This window comes from Mycobacterium sp., assembly GCF_049683935.1.
Lineage (GTDB): Bacteria > Actinomycetota > Actinomycetes > Mycobacteriales > Mycobacteriaceae > Mycobacterium.
This window is the reverse complement of the sequence record NZ_JBAUJR010000455.1, coordinates 1-15,398: the sequence shown is the minus strand read 5'-3', so window position 1 is coordinate 15,398 and position 15,398 is coordinate 1. Positions and strand designations below refer to the sequence as shown.

14 protein-coding genes and 1 pseudogene are annotated in these 15,398 nt (G+C 66.3%); 6 read left to right on the top strand and 9 right to left on the bottom strand.

Features of this window, described 5'->3' with window-relative positions:
- Together WA965_RS25425 and WA965_RS25420 are read right to left on the bottom strand one after the other, a co-directional pair.
- A pseudogene (locus WA965_RS25425) lies at positions 1–530 on the bottom strand (hypothetical protein); the annotation flags it as partial.
- A gap of 355 nt (positions 531–885) precedes the next feature.
- The gene (locus WA965_RS25420; protein ID WP_526298909.1) at positions 886–1,683 is read right to left on the bottom strand and encodes a nitrilase-related carbon-nitrogen hydrolase; all 798 of its coding nucleotides are present in this window, start codon (positions 1,681–1,683) and stop codon (positions 886–888) included.
- 91 nt (positions 1,684–1,774) lie between these two features.
- Between WA965_RS25420 and WA965_RS25415 the strand changes: the two genes are divergently transcribed.
- A complete protein-coding gene (locus WA965_RS25415; protein ID WP_526298915.1) occupies positions 1,775–3,001 on the top strand; it encodes an adenylate/guanylate cyclase domain-containing protein in 1,227 nt (408 codons plus the stop codon).
- On the opposite strand, the gene WA965_RS25410 is transcribed toward WA965_RS25415, so the two are convergent.
- The 7 genes from WA965_RS25410 to WA965_RS25380 are packed head-to-tail and all read right to left on the bottom strand — an operon-like array spanning position 2,976 to position 9,757.
- Entirely contained in the window at positions 2,976–3,473 is a 498-nt protein-coding gene (locus tag WA965_RS25410) for a Dps family protein (RefSeq protein ID WP_526298907.1), read from the bottom strand. The genes WA965_RS25415 and WA965_RS25410 overlap by 26 nt on opposite strands.
- 38 nt (positions 3,474–3,511) lie before the next feature.
- Positions 3,512–5,299, bottom strand: coding sequence for a DUF2339 domain-containing protein (locus WA965_RS25405; protein WP_526298905.1), 1,788 nt, complete (start codon positions 5,297–5,299; stop codon positions 3,512–3,514).
- Between the two features lie 44 nt (positions 5,300–5,343).
- Positions 5,344–5,970 (bottom strand): LuxR C-terminal-related transcriptional regulator, encoded by a 627-nt coding sequence (locus WA965_RS25400; RefSeq protein WP_178359328.1) that lies wholly within the window; start codon positions 5,968–5,970, stop codon positions 5,344–5,346.
- Positions 5,971–5,990: 20 nt separating this feature from the next.
- The gene (macS, locus tag WA965_RS25395) at positions 5,991–7,094 is read right to left on the bottom strand and encodes a MacS family sensor histidine kinase (protein WP_526298903.1); all 1,104 of its coding nucleotides are present in this window, start codon (positions 7,092–7,094) and stop codon (positions 5,991–5,993) included.
- A 20-nt stretch (positions 7,095–7,114) separates the two neighbouring features.
- Positions 7,115–7,867 (bottom strand): amino acid ABC transporter ATP-binding protein, encoded by a 753-nt coding sequence (locus WA965_RS25390; RefSeq protein WP_526298913.1) that lies wholly within the window; start codon positions 7,865–7,867, stop codon positions 7,115–7,117.
- Between the two features lie 41 nt (positions 7,868–7,908).
- Complete coding sequence (locus WA965_RS25385; protein ID WP_526298901.1) at positions 7,909–8,820, bottom strand: amino acid ABC transporter permease; 912 nt, start codon at positions 8,818–8,820, stop codon at positions 7,909–7,911.
- 19 nt (positions 8,821–8,839) lie between these two features.
- Complete coding sequence (locus WA965_RS25380) at positions 8,840–9,757, bottom strand: ABC transporter substrate-binding protein (protein WP_526298899.1); 918 nt, start codon at positions 9,755–9,757, stop codon at positions 8,840–8,842.
- Positions 9,758–9,936: 179 nt separating this feature from the next.
- Here WA965_RS25380 and WA965_RS25375 point away from each other — a divergent pair, with 179 nt between their 5' ends.
- The 5 genes from WA965_RS25375 to WA965_RS25355 form a co-directional block, all read left to right on the top strand.
- Entirely contained in the window at positions 9,937–10,530 is a 594-nt protein-coding gene (locus WA965_RS25375) for an HdeD family acid-resistance protein (RefSeq protein ID WP_526298897.1), read from the top strand.
- Positions 10,531–10,611: 81 nt separating this feature from the next.
- The gene (locus WA965_RS25370; protein WP_526298895.1) at positions 10,612–12,069 is read left to right on the top strand and encodes a cytochrome ubiquinol oxidase subunit I; all 1,458 of its coding nucleotides are present in this window, start codon (positions 10,612–10,614) and stop codon (positions 12,067–12,069) included.
- A 9-nt stretch (positions 12,070–12,078) separates the two neighbouring features.
- Positions 12,079–13,119 carry a cytochrome d ubiquinol oxidase subunit II gene (gene cydB / locus WA965_RS25365; RefSeq protein WP_526298893.1) on the top strand — a complete coding sequence of 347 codons (1,041 nt, stop codon included), beginning with the start codon at positions 12,079–12,081 and terminating at the stop codon, positions 13,117–13,119.
- Between the two features lie 53 nt (positions 13,120–13,172).
- Positions 13,173–14,723, top strand: coding sequence for a thiol reductant ABC exporter subunit CydD (gene cydD / locus WA965_RS25360; RefSeq protein WP_526298911.1), 1,551 nt, complete (start codon positions 13,173–13,175; stop codon positions 14,721–14,723).
- Positions 14,710–15,398: ABC transporter transmembrane domain-containing protein (locus tag WA965_RS25355; protein ID WP_526298891.1), on the top strand; the 689-nt coding region annotated here is incomplete at its 3' end. The genes cydD and WA965_RS25355, both read left to right, overlap by 14 nt.

The following is a 15,398-nucleotide window of genomic DNA, read 5'->3' as shown; positions in this document are numbered from 1 at the left end:
GTGGCACCCACCGCGGCGTCGTCGCCGATGGTGGAGGCCGAGTACCCGGCCCCGCCGACCCCGCCGTTGCCGAACAGTCCGGCGTCACCGCCGGTGCCGCCCATTCCGTTGTTCACCGACAGCACCCCGGCGCCGCCGACGCCACCGTTACCGATCAATCCTGCGCTGCCACCCGCACCACCGAGTGCGCCGGCGCCACCGCTACCCCAGAGCAGGCCACCGTTGCCACCGGCACAGTTGGCGGTGCAATCCGGATCGAGGTCGAGGGCGTCGAGTCCGTTGCCGATGAGGAAGCCCCCGGGCCCGAACAGTCGCAGGGCACTGGCCTGATCGTCCACGGCGAGCGCGCTGTACTGCACCGCACCGGGGCCCGCACCAGCAAAGGGATCGCAGGACTGGCCGGCGGTCGGCATGCAGGACACCACATGGGTCTCGGTGTCTGCCTCGGCGGTTGCGACACCGACCGTCGCCATCGCCCCAACGGCCATGGCGGCGCTGAACACCGCGCCGCCGGCGAATCGCCGGGCCATCGTCCTCCGGTTCGCACGCTCGATTTCACGACGCCTGCTACGACCCCCTGAAGCCACCGATTTCCCCTCTCAGAATGCGCAGATCCCGCGCCCGGCCGGTCTGCCAGGTCTGACGAGATTCCCCACTGAGGGCACGGTAGCAAAGCGTTGACACAAAACCTAAGGCTTTGCTGGAAAGTCATTTTTGCGTCGCTTTATTGCCGCTGGCGACAATTCCAGCACGCTCCGGACCTGCTAATACATCTTTACTCAGCGACTATGCTGCGAACGACCGGGATCACGGTCAGAACTCGGTCTCTGCCGCGAGAGCGGCACAACGTGACAGCTGATTGCACGCTCGGTATCCGCAGGTCACTTAGTAAAGATCCAGACGCCGATCCGCGAACAGGTCGACGTGCTCGGAGACCTTCTTGTCCCGACTGCGCGCCAGATCGATGTCGGCGATCGCCATACCCACCCCCGGTCCCGCCTCGGCGACCACCCATCCGTCGGCATTGATGATCGCCGTCCCCGAGGTCCACGGTTGGCCACGCTCGACGCCGGTGCGGTCACATGCGGCGACGGCCACCCGATTGGTGCGCGCCGTCGACATCGCGGTGATCACCTCTCCTGGATGTTCCCCATCAGGACGGGCAAACAACGGCCAGTTCACCGGCGCGACGATCAACTCAGCCCCGGCGACCGCGACAAAGCGGGTCAGTTCGGCGAACTCCAGGTCGTAGCAGAGCATCACCGCGATCATGCCGTGGCGCGTCCGGAGCACTTCCGGTAGCTGGCAGCCGGCAGTGAAGATCAGCTTCTCGCGATCCCACAGATGGGTTTTGCGATACACGGCCAGCAGGCCACCGGAGTCGAGGACCGCGGCGCTGTTGTAGAGCACCCCATCCGGGCCGAGTTCGCAGAAGCCGAGAATCGCGATCGAATCACCAACGGCCCCAGACCATGACGCGAATTCACGGCTTTCCGACGTCATCGCCACCGAGCGGGCTTCGTCGGCATCGGCGAGCATGTAGCCGGAGGTCGCCAATTCGGGCAGGGCGATGACATCAGCGCCTGCGGCCACCGCTTCGGTGATCGCCGAGGCGATGAGATCGGTGTTCGAGGCCAGGTCGCCGATGGCGGGATCAATTTGGCAGCAGGCGATGCGCGTCATTCGAGCAGGCTAACCGCGGTGGCGGCGATAGTCTTTGCCCGTGGTCAAGGTGCGTCCGGTATGCGTCCCCGACGTGGCGCTCGACGGCCGCATGTGGTCACCAAGCCGGCACCGCGACGACCGGGTCGGCCGTCGCCTCAAGGTGCTCACCATCGCCGGCTGGATCGCGGCGGCCGTCTCGATCGGCTTCGGGGCATTCCAACTGGTGATGGGTGGCGCGCTGTGGTGGCTCGGTGCCGTCAACCTGGTCTGCGGGCTGATCTTCCTGGCCATTCCGCGCCTGTGCCGATTCGGTGAACTGGTCGCGCCGTTGACCTTCGTCACCTTCGCCTACCTGTCGGTCGGGTTCATCTGCTTCACCATCGGGACCGGATCAGGCCTGCAGTTCTACTTCCTCGTCGCGGCATCACTGGTGGTGCTGACGCTCGGCATCGAACGAATCCTGTTGGCCTCGGCAATCGTTGCCGTCGGCGTGATGATCACGATCACTCTGGAACTGACCGTGCCCTACGACAGGGGGCTCGGACCGCCGTGGACCCTCACCGCCGGATTCGTCAGTGCCACCATCTCGTCCGCGGTGATGATCACCGCCACGATCTGGTACACGCTGCGCGAGATCGAGCGCGCGGAGGCGGCGATGGAAGCCGAGTACGAACGCTCCGAGCAGCTGTTGACCAACATCCTGCCGGCGACCATCGCCAATCGCCTCAAGGATCCGTCGCGAACCGTCATCGCCGACAAGTACGACGATGCGTCGATTCTGTTCGCCGACATCGCCGGATACACCAAACGCGCCAGCGACACCGCCCCGGCCGAGTTGGTCCGGTTCCTCGATCGCCTCTACACCGACCTCGACGCACTGGTCGATCGCCACGGTCTGGAGAAGGTGAAGACCAGCGGAGATTCCTACATGGTCGTCAGCGGGGTACCGACACCGCGTGACGACCACGTGGAGGCACTGGCGGCGCTGGCCCTCGACATGGCCGAGGCCGTTGCCGACCTGAAGGATGCCGAGGGCCGCGACGTCCCGCTGCGCATCGGCATGGCGGCCGGGCCGGTGGTTGCCGGTGTCGTCGGTGCGAAAAAATTCTTCTACGACGTCTGGGGTGACGCCGTCAACGTCGCATCCCGGATGGAGACGACCGACATCGAGGGTCGAATCCAGGTGCCGGACAACGTCTATGAGCGCTTGAACCACTCATTCGTGCTCGAGGAGCGCGGCCATGTCGACATCAAGGGCAAAGGCGTCATGCACACCTGGTACCTGATCGGCCACCGGGCCGACGTCGGTGTCACACCTTCCGGTTCTCCGACTTGATCAGCCAGGCCAGCTTCTCCAAGCCGTCGATCAGTTGGTGCAGGATGTCGGCCGTACTCGGATCTTCGGCATCAACCGCGTCGTGCACCGCCCGCAGTGTGTCCACTGCGGCGTAGACGCGGGTGGTGATCAGGTCGACGACGTCGGCGGTGGCGTGCTCGTAGGCGGGGAACTCCGGCAGCGAGGTGTTCCCGGCGACCGTGTCGGACCTACCGTCCGGCACCGCGTCGAGCGCGCGCATCCGCTCGGCAACGGTGTCACTGGCTACGCGGGCGAAGTCGACGACCTCGTCGAGCTGAAGGTGCAGATCGCGGAAGTTCGTGCCGACGACGTTCCAATGCGCCTGCTTGCCCTGCAGATGCAGTTCGATCAGGTCCACCAGAACCCGCTGCAGGGCCGCGCTGAGCTGCGGTGACGCCTGGAACCCGGAGATCTCGGCAGCCGTTTTGCGTGCGTTCGTTGTTGTACCCATGTGTTGTCCAACGCCTCCTTATTTGGAATGAATCCAGATTACTCTATGGTCGTCGTCACATCCTGCAGGTCCTGCCTGTCCAGCAGTCGCGCGTATCCCGCGCCCATCCCCAGCAGGATCAACCCCACGACGATGAACACGACCACCCGGAAGATGCCGTCCAACGTGCCGAGGTCGAACAGGAACAGCTTGGCCATCGCCGCACCGACCAGGCCGAGCCCACCTCCGATCGGCACGGACCGGTCGGCACGAGGAAGCCGTGCGGCGTAGCCGAACACCGCGGCCGCCATGACGATCCAGCAGATGGTCGCGGCCATGTGTCCGGCGTAGAAGCCCCGCTCACCGCCGATCAGTGTGCCCGCCGTGACGGTGAATGACGTGACCGCATACACGATCACCGCCGCTGCGCCGACCCACAGCACCCGCTCCGAACTCCCCCACGACCACACGATCGTCACCGCGGATGCCGCCAGGAGGATGCTGGACACCAACGCGGAAACTCCCGAACCGGTGCCGATCTCGGCGGGTTCGAACAGGGTGACGAGAGGCGAGTAGCTCAGGTGAACGCCGGCGCCGATGATCGCAAACCCGATCGCCGCCCATCGTGCGACGTCATCGCGTCGACCGGCCACCGCGACAATGACAGCCATCGCCAGCAGCACCGGTCCTGCAATCGTGCCGTCGAACGCCACCGTCACCGCGATCAGTGCGGACACAGCGGACAGCGCTGAGAACACCTGGCGCACCACCCCGGCAACGCCCGGAAGACGGTCCCCGACAAGCACGATCGACAGAAGCGTCGCGGACAGTGCGGCGGCCATCAGCGCTGCGATCACGTGATCCACTGCCAGTGCCGCGGACATCACCGGAATCAGTCCGACGCCGGTCAACAATGCCATCGCACCCCGGTTCGTGGTGCGCGGCAGCAGAATCAGCGCGGACCCGAGCGCCACGAGCGCGGCGATGCCGCACGCACCGGCGAGCCAGAGATCCTCCCGGGAGTCGACATACCGCGCGACCAGAGCCACCAGTAGCGGGAGGACAGCAGCCGCACTACGTGCCGCGTGCAGCCAGATCCAGTCTCTGCCGAGTTGCACCGGCACCGACACTGCGGACAGGGCCAGCATGAAACCGACCAGCAGCAGCGTGATCCCGTCGGTGACGACCGGGGCCAAACCGATGAGCGGCACCAGAACCAGCAGCCCGAGATGTTCGGAATCCCACCGCCGGGCCAACGTCAGCCCGCCGCCGGCGATCACCGCGGCGAGCACCAGACCCACCGGCGCGGCGACCCACTCGTAAATCGTGGCCACGGCGACGATGTCCATGTAGGCAGCGGCGATGCCTGTGGCGGCCAACGCGATGGCTCCGACTCGTCCGCCGGGACGCACGTTGAGCCACCACGCGGCCCCCACCAACGCCGCGGCCAGCACAGCACCGGCAGCCACCCGGAACTCGGGTCGCAGAATGCCGGCCTGCGCAGCGAGCACCAGCAACAGCACGACGCCGATCAATGTCACGGCGACGCCGGCGACGGCGAGTAGCTTTCCGATCCAGCCCTCCGAGCGCTCACGCTTCGGCGGCGCCACCACAGGCTGGGGCGGGCGGAAAGGCGGAGGTGGCGGCGGCTGATAAGCCTGCGGAGGCCGCGGGGGCTGCGGGGGTTGCGGCCAGTAGCCCGACTGCGGGGGTGCCGGCATGGGCGGGCGCCCGGCGAGGATCCGGTCGAGTGCGGCCAGATCGTTCGACACCCGGGCGAGCTGATGGGAGATCCCGGCGAAATCCGCGGCGAGCCGGGAGATGACGGCGGTGTGCGGTTCGGTCATGCCGCCATCGTGGCAGCGAAAGCCCGGACAGCGGATGAGTACAACTACTCGTCGAGGCCGTGTTCGATGGCGTAGCGCGCCAGTTCCACCCGATTCCCGATCTGCAGCTTGCGAAAAGTCGCCTGCACATGGTTCTCCACCGTGCGGTGGCTCAGCGACAGACGCGTCGCGATCTGCTTGGCCGTCAGTCCCTTGGCGACATGCCGCAGCACTTCGGTCTCGCGCTCGGTCAGGCTGGGACCGGCCGATCCGGCGGAGTCCCGGGCGATCCGGCGATACTCACCCAGCACCAGACCGGCCAGACCGGGCGTGAACACCGCACGCCCCTGAGCGGTGGCCCGGACCGCATCCGCGAGCTCCTGTTTGGACGCGCTCTTGACCAGATAGCCGAGAGCGCCCGCCTTGACCGCCTCGAGGACATCGTCGCGCTCGTCGGATGCGGAGAGCACCAGGATGCGCGAGGCCGGCGACACGGCAAGCACTTCCGCCGTCGCCTGCGCGCCATCGCCGTCGGCCAGCCGCATGTCCATCACCACCACTGCGGGCAGCACGACGGCCGCCCGGCGCTTTGCCGATCCGACACCGTCTGCGGTCGCCACCACGTCGAAGCCGTCGTCGGCCAGATCCCGGGCGACGGCCTCGCGCCAGATCGGGTGGTCGTCGACCACCATCACGGTGGTCTGCTGCTCGCTCACCTCGGTGCCCCGCGCGGTACCGTCAACTCCCACTCCGTCCCGGCTCCGGGTTCGGTGCTCAGCTCGGCCCGGCCGCCCAACCAATTCATCCTTCCCACAATAGATTTTGATATGCCCACACGTCCCTGACCCACCGCTTCGTCGAGCCGTCCGTCCGCGATCCCGACCCCGTCGTCGCGCACGCTGACGGTGACGGAGTCACCGAGATCCTCGAGCAGGACATACGCGCGGGCGCTGGGCCCGGCGTGTGCCTCGGCATTGTCGAGCGCGTTGCAGACCGCGGCGAAGAGTTCGTCGGCCACCGCCGCATCGAGCAGAACCGGTTCGGCCGGCACGCTGACCGATACCCGATCCGAGGCTCGGCGCCGTAGCAGCACACCGATGTCGGCGCTCGCGCCGTCGGGCGACTTCACCTCACCCGCGCTGACCAGACGTCGCAGCGCGCGTTCCTGTTCGCCCGCCAGTTCGGCCAATTGTGCGGTTTCACCGCCGATTTCGCGTCCCCGCCGCGCCATCAGCGCCAGCACCTGGATCGCACCGTCGTGCACCTGCCGCGACAGCCGTTCCCGCTCCTCGAGCGACGCGGACAATCGGGCCGCCTGTTCCAGGTCGGCGTGCGCGCGCCGTGCTGTCTGGGCGGCCATCCCGACGGCGAGGCCGACAGCCAACTCGATCACGATGGTGGCGTTTCGGCCGAGGTCGATGTGAACGTAGCCCTTCAGTGCAGCGCTGGCCGCCATCACCGCCAGACCGGCGAGCATCCCGCCGATCGGGCCGAAGAGGATCGCGGCCGAGATGGTGGCGTTGGTCGCCCAGAGGGTGGTAGGCCAGGACTGGTTGTCGGCAACCCATTGGTCGGATGCGATGAGCTCGGTCGAGAGCACCAGCGCCAACACCACGACGATCTCGGCGACCACCCACGCGGGCCTGCGACCGAACCCCTGCAGATAGGCCACCGCACACGCTGCGCTCCAGCCGATCAGGACTGCGGACAGCAGCCAGCCTGCCGCCGGGTGCTCCATCTCCGGGTTGATCGCGAACTGGAATCCCAGCGCGTAGACGCAGCTGAGCAGACGGAACACCTGGGCCGCCCGCCACAACGGTGTGGCCGGGTCGGGTGTTACATCACCTTGGAGAGAAACGCTTGTGTCCGTTCGTGTTGCGGGTTGCTCATCACCTCGACAGGGTCACCGCGTTCGACGACGACGCCGGCATCCATGAACACCACCTCGTCGGCGACCTCACGCGCGAAGCCCATCTCGTGGGTCACCACCACCATCGTCATGCCCTCGGAGGCAAGCTTCTTCATCACGGCGAGCACCTCGCCCACCAATTCGGGGTCCAGCGCCGAGGTGGGTTCGTCGAACAGCATCAGCTTGGGGTTCATCGCCAGAGCGCGCGCGATCGCCACCCGTTGCTGCTGTCCGCCCGACAGTTGCGCCGGATAGGCCCCCGCCTTGTCGGCCATCCCCACCTGGTCCAGCAGGTCCTTGCCCCGCTCGACCGCTTCGCTCTTCTTGACGCCCTTCACGTTCAGCGGAGCCTCGATGATGTTGCCCAGTGCGGTCCGGTGCGGGAACAGATTGAAGTGCTGGAACACCATCCCGACCTCGCGGCGCTGCTTGGCGACATCACGCGGCTTCATCTCATAGAGTTTGCTGCCACGCTCGTTGTATCCGACCAGCCTGCCATCGACGTAAAGCCTTCCGGCCGTGACCGTTTCCAGATGATTGATGCAACGCAGGAACGTCGACTTGCCGGAGCCGGACGGTCCGACGAGCACCATCACCTCGCCTTCCTGCACCTCCAGCGTGATGCCCTTGAGCACCTTGAGCGCGCCGAAATCCTTGCACACGAGTTCGGCCTTGACCATCGGTCGGCCGGTTGTCGCTTCTGCGGTCATTCGTGTGCCTCTCAGCCGGCCGGCGGTTGCTGCGCCAGGGCCAGCGCATCGAGTTGCTTCGTGGTCAGCTTGCGGGACGCGCCTCGGGAGAAGTACCGCTCCAGATAGAACTGTCCGACCATCAGCACACTCGTGATGATCAGGTACCACGTGGCCGCCACCATGAGAAGCGGCACCGGTTCGAAGGTTCGCGCCGCGATCTCCCGGGTCGCGATGCTGTACAAGTCGAACGAGTACGGGACCGCTGTCACCAGCGACGTGGTCTTCAACAGGCTGATGACCTCGTTGCCGGTCGGCGGGATGATCACCCGCATCGCCTGCGGGAGCACCGTGCGCCGCATCGCCATCCCCCACGACATGCCCAGGGCCGTCGAGGCTTCCATCTGCCCTTCCGGAACCGAGGTGATGCCGGCACGGATGATCTCGGCCATGTAGGCGGCCTCGTTGAGGGCCAGTCCGATGATCGCCAGCGCAAAAGGAATGGACAGCGTCTGCAGGTTGAATTCGAACAGCGCCGGTCCGAACGGCACCCCCAACCGCAGGTTCTGGTAGATCGTCGGGAACAGTCCCCAGAACGCCAACTGCACGTACACCGGGGTACCGCGGAAGATCCACAGGAACACCCACGACACCGCGCTCAACACCGGGTTCGACGACAGCCGCATGATCGTCAGAACGACCCCGAGCACGATGCCGATGACCATCGAATAGACCGTCAACTGCAGCGTGTTGAACACCCCGAGCATGATTCGCTCGTTGAACAGGTACTCCCGGTAGGTCGACCAACCGTATGCCGGGTTGGTCGCGGCGCCGTACAGGAACAGCCCCACCAGGACGACGATGGCGACCGCCGCCACCCAACGCCAGGGGTGGCGCAACGGGATGGCGTCGATGGCTTGTGGCGGCGTGCCGACATCAGTCATGTGCGTTGCCTCTGCTGAATCAGGAGACGGCGCCGTTGATCACCGGCTTGTCGATCATGCCCTCCTCGAGACCCCAGTTCGCGGCGATCTCCTCGTACTTGCCGGTCTCGATCAGGTGCTCGAGAGCCTGCAGCAGCGACTGGGCCAGTGGTGAGCCCTTCTGCACCGGCCAGCCGTAGGGCGCCGAGTCGAACACCTCGCCGGCCTGCTCGAGCTTGCCGTTGGTCTGCTTGATCGCATACAGCGTGACCGGTGAATCCGCCGACATGGCGTCGGCCTGTCCGAGCACGACGGCATTGGTGGCCGCATCCTGGCTGTCGAACGGGATGATCTCGATCGCGGGCTGGCCGGCGGCGGTGCACGCCTGGCTGCGCGCCGGCAGTTCGTCGGTCTCCTGGACCGTCGTCGCCTGTACCGCGACCTTCTTGCCGCACGCATTCTCCGGGTCGACGTCGCCGCCGGCGGGCTGGGCCCACAGCGTGCCCGCGGAGAAGTAGGTCACGAAGTCGACCTGCTCCTCGCGCTCCTTGCTGTCGGTGAACGACGACATGCCGACGTTGAAGGTCCCACCCTGAATCGACGGAATGATCTTGGCGAAGTCCGCCTCCCGGTATTCGGGGGTCAGCCCCAGCGTCCCGGCGACGGCGTTCATCAGGTCGACGTCGAACCCGACGATCTTTCCGTCGGGATCCTTGAACTCGTTCGGGGCGTAGGGAATGTTCACGCCGATGATCAACGTCCCTGACGACTTGATGGCCTCTGGCACGGTGTTCGCGATCGCCTCGACCATCTCGGCGGGCGCGGCTTCCGTCGGGGCATCCGGGTCACTCGACTCCGAGCTGCTCGAACAGCCTGAAAGGGCCAGAGCGCCGGTGGCGGCAAACACGGCCGCGATCCGCCAGAGCTTGGTCCGACGGTCTTGGAATCCACCCAACACGTTTGTCTCTACTTTCTGCTTCGGGTCGCCTGGTCCTCCAGGCATCTCCAGCCAAGGACGTTAACGACCGATGACCCGACGTGCAGCGCCGGTAACGGAACATTAACGACCGCGTAGAGACATCACAGCCGTACGGCAAAATCAGGCTCGCCATTGATCTTGTGTGCAACACTTCGCGGATGGAAACCGCCGCTCCCCCAGGCATGTTGCAGCATCTGTGGAAGAACACGCTGTTTTCCGGCGTGCTCGCCGTCATCCTCGGGATCATGGTGCTGGCCTGGCCCGGGATCACCATCCTGGTCGCCGCCCTGTTCTTCGGCGCCTACCTGTTGATCATGGGCATCACGCAGGTCTTCTTCGCGTTCAGCTTGCACGTCTCGGCAGGCGGTCGGGTGCTGCTGTTCATCAGCGGAGCGGCCGCCCTGATCCTGGCCGTTCTGTGCTTCCGCAGCCTGCAGGAGTCGATCCTGCTGCTGGCCATCTGGATCGGTATCGGCTTCATCTTCCGAGGCGTCGCCACCGCGGTCTCGGCCATCAGCGATCCCACCCTCCCCGGCCGCGGCTGGGAGATCTTCATCGGTGTGATCAGCCTGATCGCCGGCGTGGTCCTGCTGGCCTCGCCGTTCGAATCGCTGGCGACCCTGACCATGGTCGTCGGCATCTGGCTCATCGTGATCGGCGTGTTCGAGATCGTGTCGGCGTTCGGTATCCGCAAGGCAAGCAAGGACATCACCGAGTTCAAGGAGAAAGTCACAGCTCCAGTGGCTGAATGAGGCCGAAAGTCCCTAGCGCCTGCGGCCGAAGAAGCTACTACACTGTGTCGTAGTTAGGATCGGGCGAGCTCTGGGAGTGGCATGGACGCATTGGATGTGTCGCGGTGGCAGTTCGGGATCACCACCGTCTACCACTTCATCTTCGTCCCACTCACGATCGGCCTGGCTCCGCTGATCGCCATCATGCAGACGGTGTGGGTGGTCACCGACAACCCCGCCTGGTACCGGCTCACCCGGTTCTTCGGCAAACTCTTCCTGATCAACTTCGCCATCGGCGTCGCCACCGGCATCGTGCAGGAGTTCCAGTTCGGCATGAACTGGAGCGAGTACTCCCGATTCGTGGGTGACATCTTCGGCGCCCCGCTCGCCTTCGAAGGTCTGATCGCATTCTTCTTCGAGTCCACGTTCATCGGGCTGTGGATCTTCGGGTGGAGTCGGCTACCGCGCCTGGTGCATCTGGCGTGCATCTGGATCGTCGCTTTCGGCGTCAACGCCTCGGCGTATTTCATCATCGCCGCGAACTCGTTCATGCAGCATCCCGTCGGCGCCAGGTTCAACCCGGAGTCCGGCCGGGCAGAGCTCATCGACTTCGGCGCACTACTGACCAACAACACCGCGATCTGGGCCTTCCTGCATGCGATCACCGCGTCGCTGCTGACCGCGGGCGCGTTCGTCGCCGGGATCTGCGCGTGGCTGATGGTCCGCTCCCACACGAGGTCAGAGGAGACCGAGGCGCGCACGATGTACCGCCCCGCAACGATTCTCGGAAGCCTCGTCGCGTTGATCGCCGCGGTCGGACTGGTCGCCACCGGCGACGTGCAGGGCAAGTTGATGTTCGAACAGCAGCCAATGAAGATGGCATCCGCGGAATCGTTGTGCCACACCGAAACCGACCCCGACTTCTCGATCCTGACCGTCGGCACGCACAACAACTGCGACAGCATCACCCGCGTCATCGAGGTGCCCTACGTGCTGCCGTTCCTCGCCGAGAGCAAGTTCTCGGGGGTGACGCTGCAAGGTGTCGAGGACCTTCAACGGGAAGCCGAAGAGAAGTTCGGTCCCGGGAACTACCGCCCCAACCTGTTCGTCACCTATTGGGCGTTTCGGGTGATGATCGGGCTGCTGCTGGTCCCGGTGGCGTTCGCCATGTTGAGCCTCTGGCTGACCCGCCGGGGTCGGATACCTGATCAGCGCTGGTACGGACGGTTGGGCATTCTCACCATTCCGACCCCGTTCCTGGCGAGCTCGGCCGGCTGGATATTCACCGAGATGGGCCGCCAGCCCTGGGTGGTGGTACCCAACCCGACCGGCGACCAGATGGTGCGAATGACGGTGCAGGACGGAGTGTCCAACCATTCCGCCGGGACGGTGCTGTTCTCACTCGGGGTGTTCGCGCTTCTCTACGGCGCCCTCGCGGTGGTGTGGTTCTACCTGATGCGCCGCTATGTGACCGAAGGGCCGCAGGAACACGACTCGGAACCGGCACCGCCGACACCCCCCGACAAGGACGACGTGGCACCACTGTCGTTCGCCTACTAGGAGATCGCCGTGCCACTGTACGAGCTGTGGTTCTACCTGATCGCCGTGCTGTTCCTCGGGTTCCTGGTGCTTGAGGGATTCGATTTCGGCGTGGGCATGTTGATGGCTCCGCTGGGCGCCAGCGGTGACGGCGATCCCGACGTTCGACGACGCGCGGTGCTCAACACGATCGGACCTGTCTGGGATGCCAACGAGGTATGGCTCATCACCGCCGGTGCCGCGATGTTCGCAGCCTTCCCCAACTGGTACGCCTCGCTGTTCTCGGCGCTCTACCTGCCGCTGCTGGCAATACTTTTTGGCATGATCCTGCGCATCGTCGGCATCGAGTGGCGCGGCAAGATCAACGATCCCCAGTGGCGGCGATGGGCCGACATCGGCATTGCGCTCGGCTCGTGGCTACCGGCGATCCTGTGGGGCGTGGCGTTCGCGATTCTGTTGCGCGGCCTACCCCTCGACGCGGACGGGAATTCGCTGGCAGGCATCGGTGACGTGCTCAGCCCTTACACTCTGCTCGGCGGACTGGCCACCGCCTCGCTGTTCGCGTTCTACGGATCGGTGTTCATCACGCTGAAGACCGCAGGGGTCATTCGCGACGACGCTTTCCGGTTCGGCCGGGCGCTGTCGATCGCGGTGATAGTCCTGGCCGGCGGGTTCGGGCTGTGGACCCAACTCGTCTACGGCAAGCCGTGGACCTGGCTCGCGCTGGGAGTGGCGGTGGTGGCGCTGCTGGCGTCGGTGGCACTGGTGTGGCGGGGCACCCGCGAAGGCTGGGCGTTTGCGTCGATGGTCCTCGTGATCGCTGCGGTGGCCGTCCTGATCTTCGGCTCGATGTACCCGAACCTGTTGCCGTCGACGCTCAACCCCGAGTGGAACGTCACCATCGAGAACGGCTCGTCGACCCCGTACACGTTGCGGATCATGACGTGGGCGTCGCTCGCCCTGCTCCCGTTGGTCATCGGGTACCAGGCGTGGTCGTACTGGGTGTTCCGCAAGCGGATCAGCGCCGAGGAGATACCGGAATCCATCGGATTGTCGAGGCGCCGGTCCTGACAGAGAACACGCGCGCCCCGATCGACCCGCGACTGTGGCGGGCGTCGGCGGCGATGCGTCGGTTCCTGGTCGCCACCACGGTGTGCGGCGTCGTCACCGCGGCCTGCACCATTGCCTCGGCGGTGGTGCTCGCCGCAGTCGTGGCCCGGGTGATCACCGACCCGACCTCACGTGAATTCGACGAGCATGCCGTGCCGATCACAATCCTGGTGGTGCTGTGGACCGTTCGCGCACTGGTGCTCTGGCTGCAGAACAGGCTGGCGCAACGTGGGGCCAGTTCGGTGATCGCCGATCTCACCGACCGGGTACTGGACACCGCCACCTCGCTGCCGCCACGCGAACTCAACCGGCGCCGAGACGACGCCGCCATCGTCGTCACCCGCGGACTGGACGGCCTTCGGTTGTACTTCACGACGTACGTCCCGTCGTTGTTCCTCGCCGCAATCCTCACGCCGGCAACCGCTGCGGTGATTGCAATCTACGACTGGCCGTCAGCGGTGATCGTGCTGATCGCGCTGCCATTGATCCCGATCTTCATGGTGCTCATCGGGCTGGCGACCGCCGATCGGTCCGCGGCCGCGCTGGCGGCGATGTCGACACTGCAGTCCCGACTGCTCGATCTGGTCGCCGGACTGCCCACCTTGCGAGCTCTGGGGCGGGCGCAGGGTGCGGCTGTGCGGATCGCCGAACTCAGCGCGGCGCATCGTCGCTCGGCGATGGCCACGATGCGGATCGCGTTCCTGTCTGCACTGGTGCTCGAACTGCTCGCGACACTCGGGGTGGCGCTGGTCGCGGTCAGCGTCGGCATGCGACTGGTGTACGGCGAGATGACACTGACGGTCGGCCTGACGGCGCTGTTGCTCGCCCCGGAGGTGTTCTGGCCGCTGCGTCGCGTCGGAGCGGCGTTTCACTCGGCGCAGGACGGAAAGACCGCGGTGCAAGCGGCTTTTCGGTTCATCGACGCGGCGGAGGCCCCACCGTCCGGGACGCGAGAGGTGCAGGCACCGTTGACGGTGGCGATCGGCGATCCGGACCTGACCGCCCGACCCGGCCGGGTCACCGTCCTGACGGGTCCGAACGGCATCGGCAAGTCCACGTTGTTGCAGGCCATTCTCGGCCTGGGACCGGGCCGAATCACCGTCAACGGCGTCGATGTGGCCGAACTGGACCTGCAGCGGTGGTGGGCACAGGTGGCGTGGCTGGCCCAGCGACCCGTACTCGTCCCGGGCACCGTCCTGGACAACCTCGAGTTGTTCGGCCCGCTGCCGGACCTGACGCAGGCCTGCCGGGATGCGGCCTTCGACGCTGTCATCGCCGAACTGCCCGACGGCCTCGACACCGTGATCGGCCGCGGCGGTGTGGGCCTGTCGCTGGGGCAGCGGCAGCGACTCGGACTCGCACGGGTCCTAGGGTCGGCCGCACCCCTGCTCCTGCTCGACGAACCCACCGCGCATCTCGACGGCCCGACCGAAGATCGGGTGCTGGGAGCCATCGGCCGCCGCGCCGTCCGCGGGGCCACCGTGCTGGTCGTCGGGCACCGGGACCCGGTGCTGGCAATCGGGGACGCCGTCGTAGCGATGGGGGCTGCCCATGTCCCGCAGTGAATTTCGGGCGTGGAACCTACTGCGACCGCGGCTGGCCCGGGTGGCGCTGGCCGTCGCCTTCGGGGTGGGGGCGTTGGGCAGCGCGCTTGCGCTGGCCGGGGTTTCGGCGTGGTTGATCACCAGAGCCTGGGAGATGCCGCCGGTGCTGCACCTGACGGTCGCCGTGGTGTGTGTGCGCGCGCTCGGCATCTCCCGCGGCGTGCTGGGCTACTGCGAACGGTTGGCCTCGCACGACACCGCATTACGCGCGGCGGGGTCTGCCCGCGAGCAACTCTTCCTCCGGCTCGCCACCGGGCCGGTGGACGCCGTCATGCGACGGCACAGTGGTGATCTGGTGGCACGGGTCGGATCCAATGTCGACGAGTTGGCCGACGTCCTGGTGCGCGCGGTGGTGCCTGCGTGCGTCGCCGCAGTCCTGGGTGTGGCGGCGGTCGTGGTGATCGCGGTGATCTCCCCCGCGGCCGCAGCTGTGCTGGCCTGCTGCCTGCTGATCGCGGGGGTGCTCGCCCCAGCAGTCTCGGCGCGGTCCGCCAGGGCCGCAGAAAGTGTTGCGGTCGAACATCATTCGCAACGGGACACCGCGGCGATGCTTGCGCTCGAGCATGCGCCGGAGCTGCGGGTGAGCGGCAGGCTGGCCAGCGTGATCGCCGAAGCCGGTGAGGAACAGCGCCGCTG

Excerpts from the sequence above, each read along its gene's own strand:
- WA965_RS25420 (WP_526298909.1), bottom strand. The coding sequence starts at position 1,683 with ATGACGCGCATCGCCTGCTGCCAAATTGATCCCGCCATCGGCGACCTG.
- WA965_RS25415 (WP_526298915.1), top strand. The coding sequence starts at position 1,775 with ATGTGGTCACCAAGCCGGCACCGCGACGACCGGGTCGGCCGTCGCCTC.
- WA965_RS25410 (WP_526298907.1), bottom strand. The coding sequence starts at position 3,473 with ATGGGTACAACAACGAACGCACGCAAAACGGCTGCCGAGATCTCCGGG.
- WA965_RS25405 (WP_526298905.1), bottom strand. The coding sequence starts at position 5,299 with ATGACCGAACCGCACACCGCCGTCATCTCCCGGCTCGCCGCGGATTTC.
- WA965_RS25400 (WP_178359328.1), bottom strand. The coding sequence starts at position 5,970 with ATGGTGGTCGACGACCACCCGATCTGGCGCGAGGCCGTCGCCCGGGAT.
- WA965_RS25390 (WP_526298913.1), bottom strand. The coding sequence starts at position 7,867 with ATGGTCAAGGCCGAACTCGTGTGCAAGGATTTCGGCGCGCTCAAGGTG.
- WA965_RS25385 (WP_526298901.1), bottom strand. The coding sequence starts at position 8,820 with ATGACTGATGTCGGCACGCCGCCACAAGCCATCGACGCCATCCCGTTG.
- WA965_RS25375 (WP_526298897.1), top strand. The coding sequence starts at position 9,937 with ATGGAAACCGCCGCTCCCCCAGGCATGTTGCAGCATCTGTGGAAGAAC.
- WA965_RS25370 (WP_526298895.1), top strand. The coding sequence starts at position 10,612 with ATGGACGCATTGGATGTGTCGCGGTGGCAGTTCGGGATCACCACCGTC.
- cydD (WP_526298911.1), top strand. The coding sequence starts at position 13,173 with ATGCGTCGGTTCCTGGTCGCCACCACGGTGTGCGGCGTCGTCACCGCG.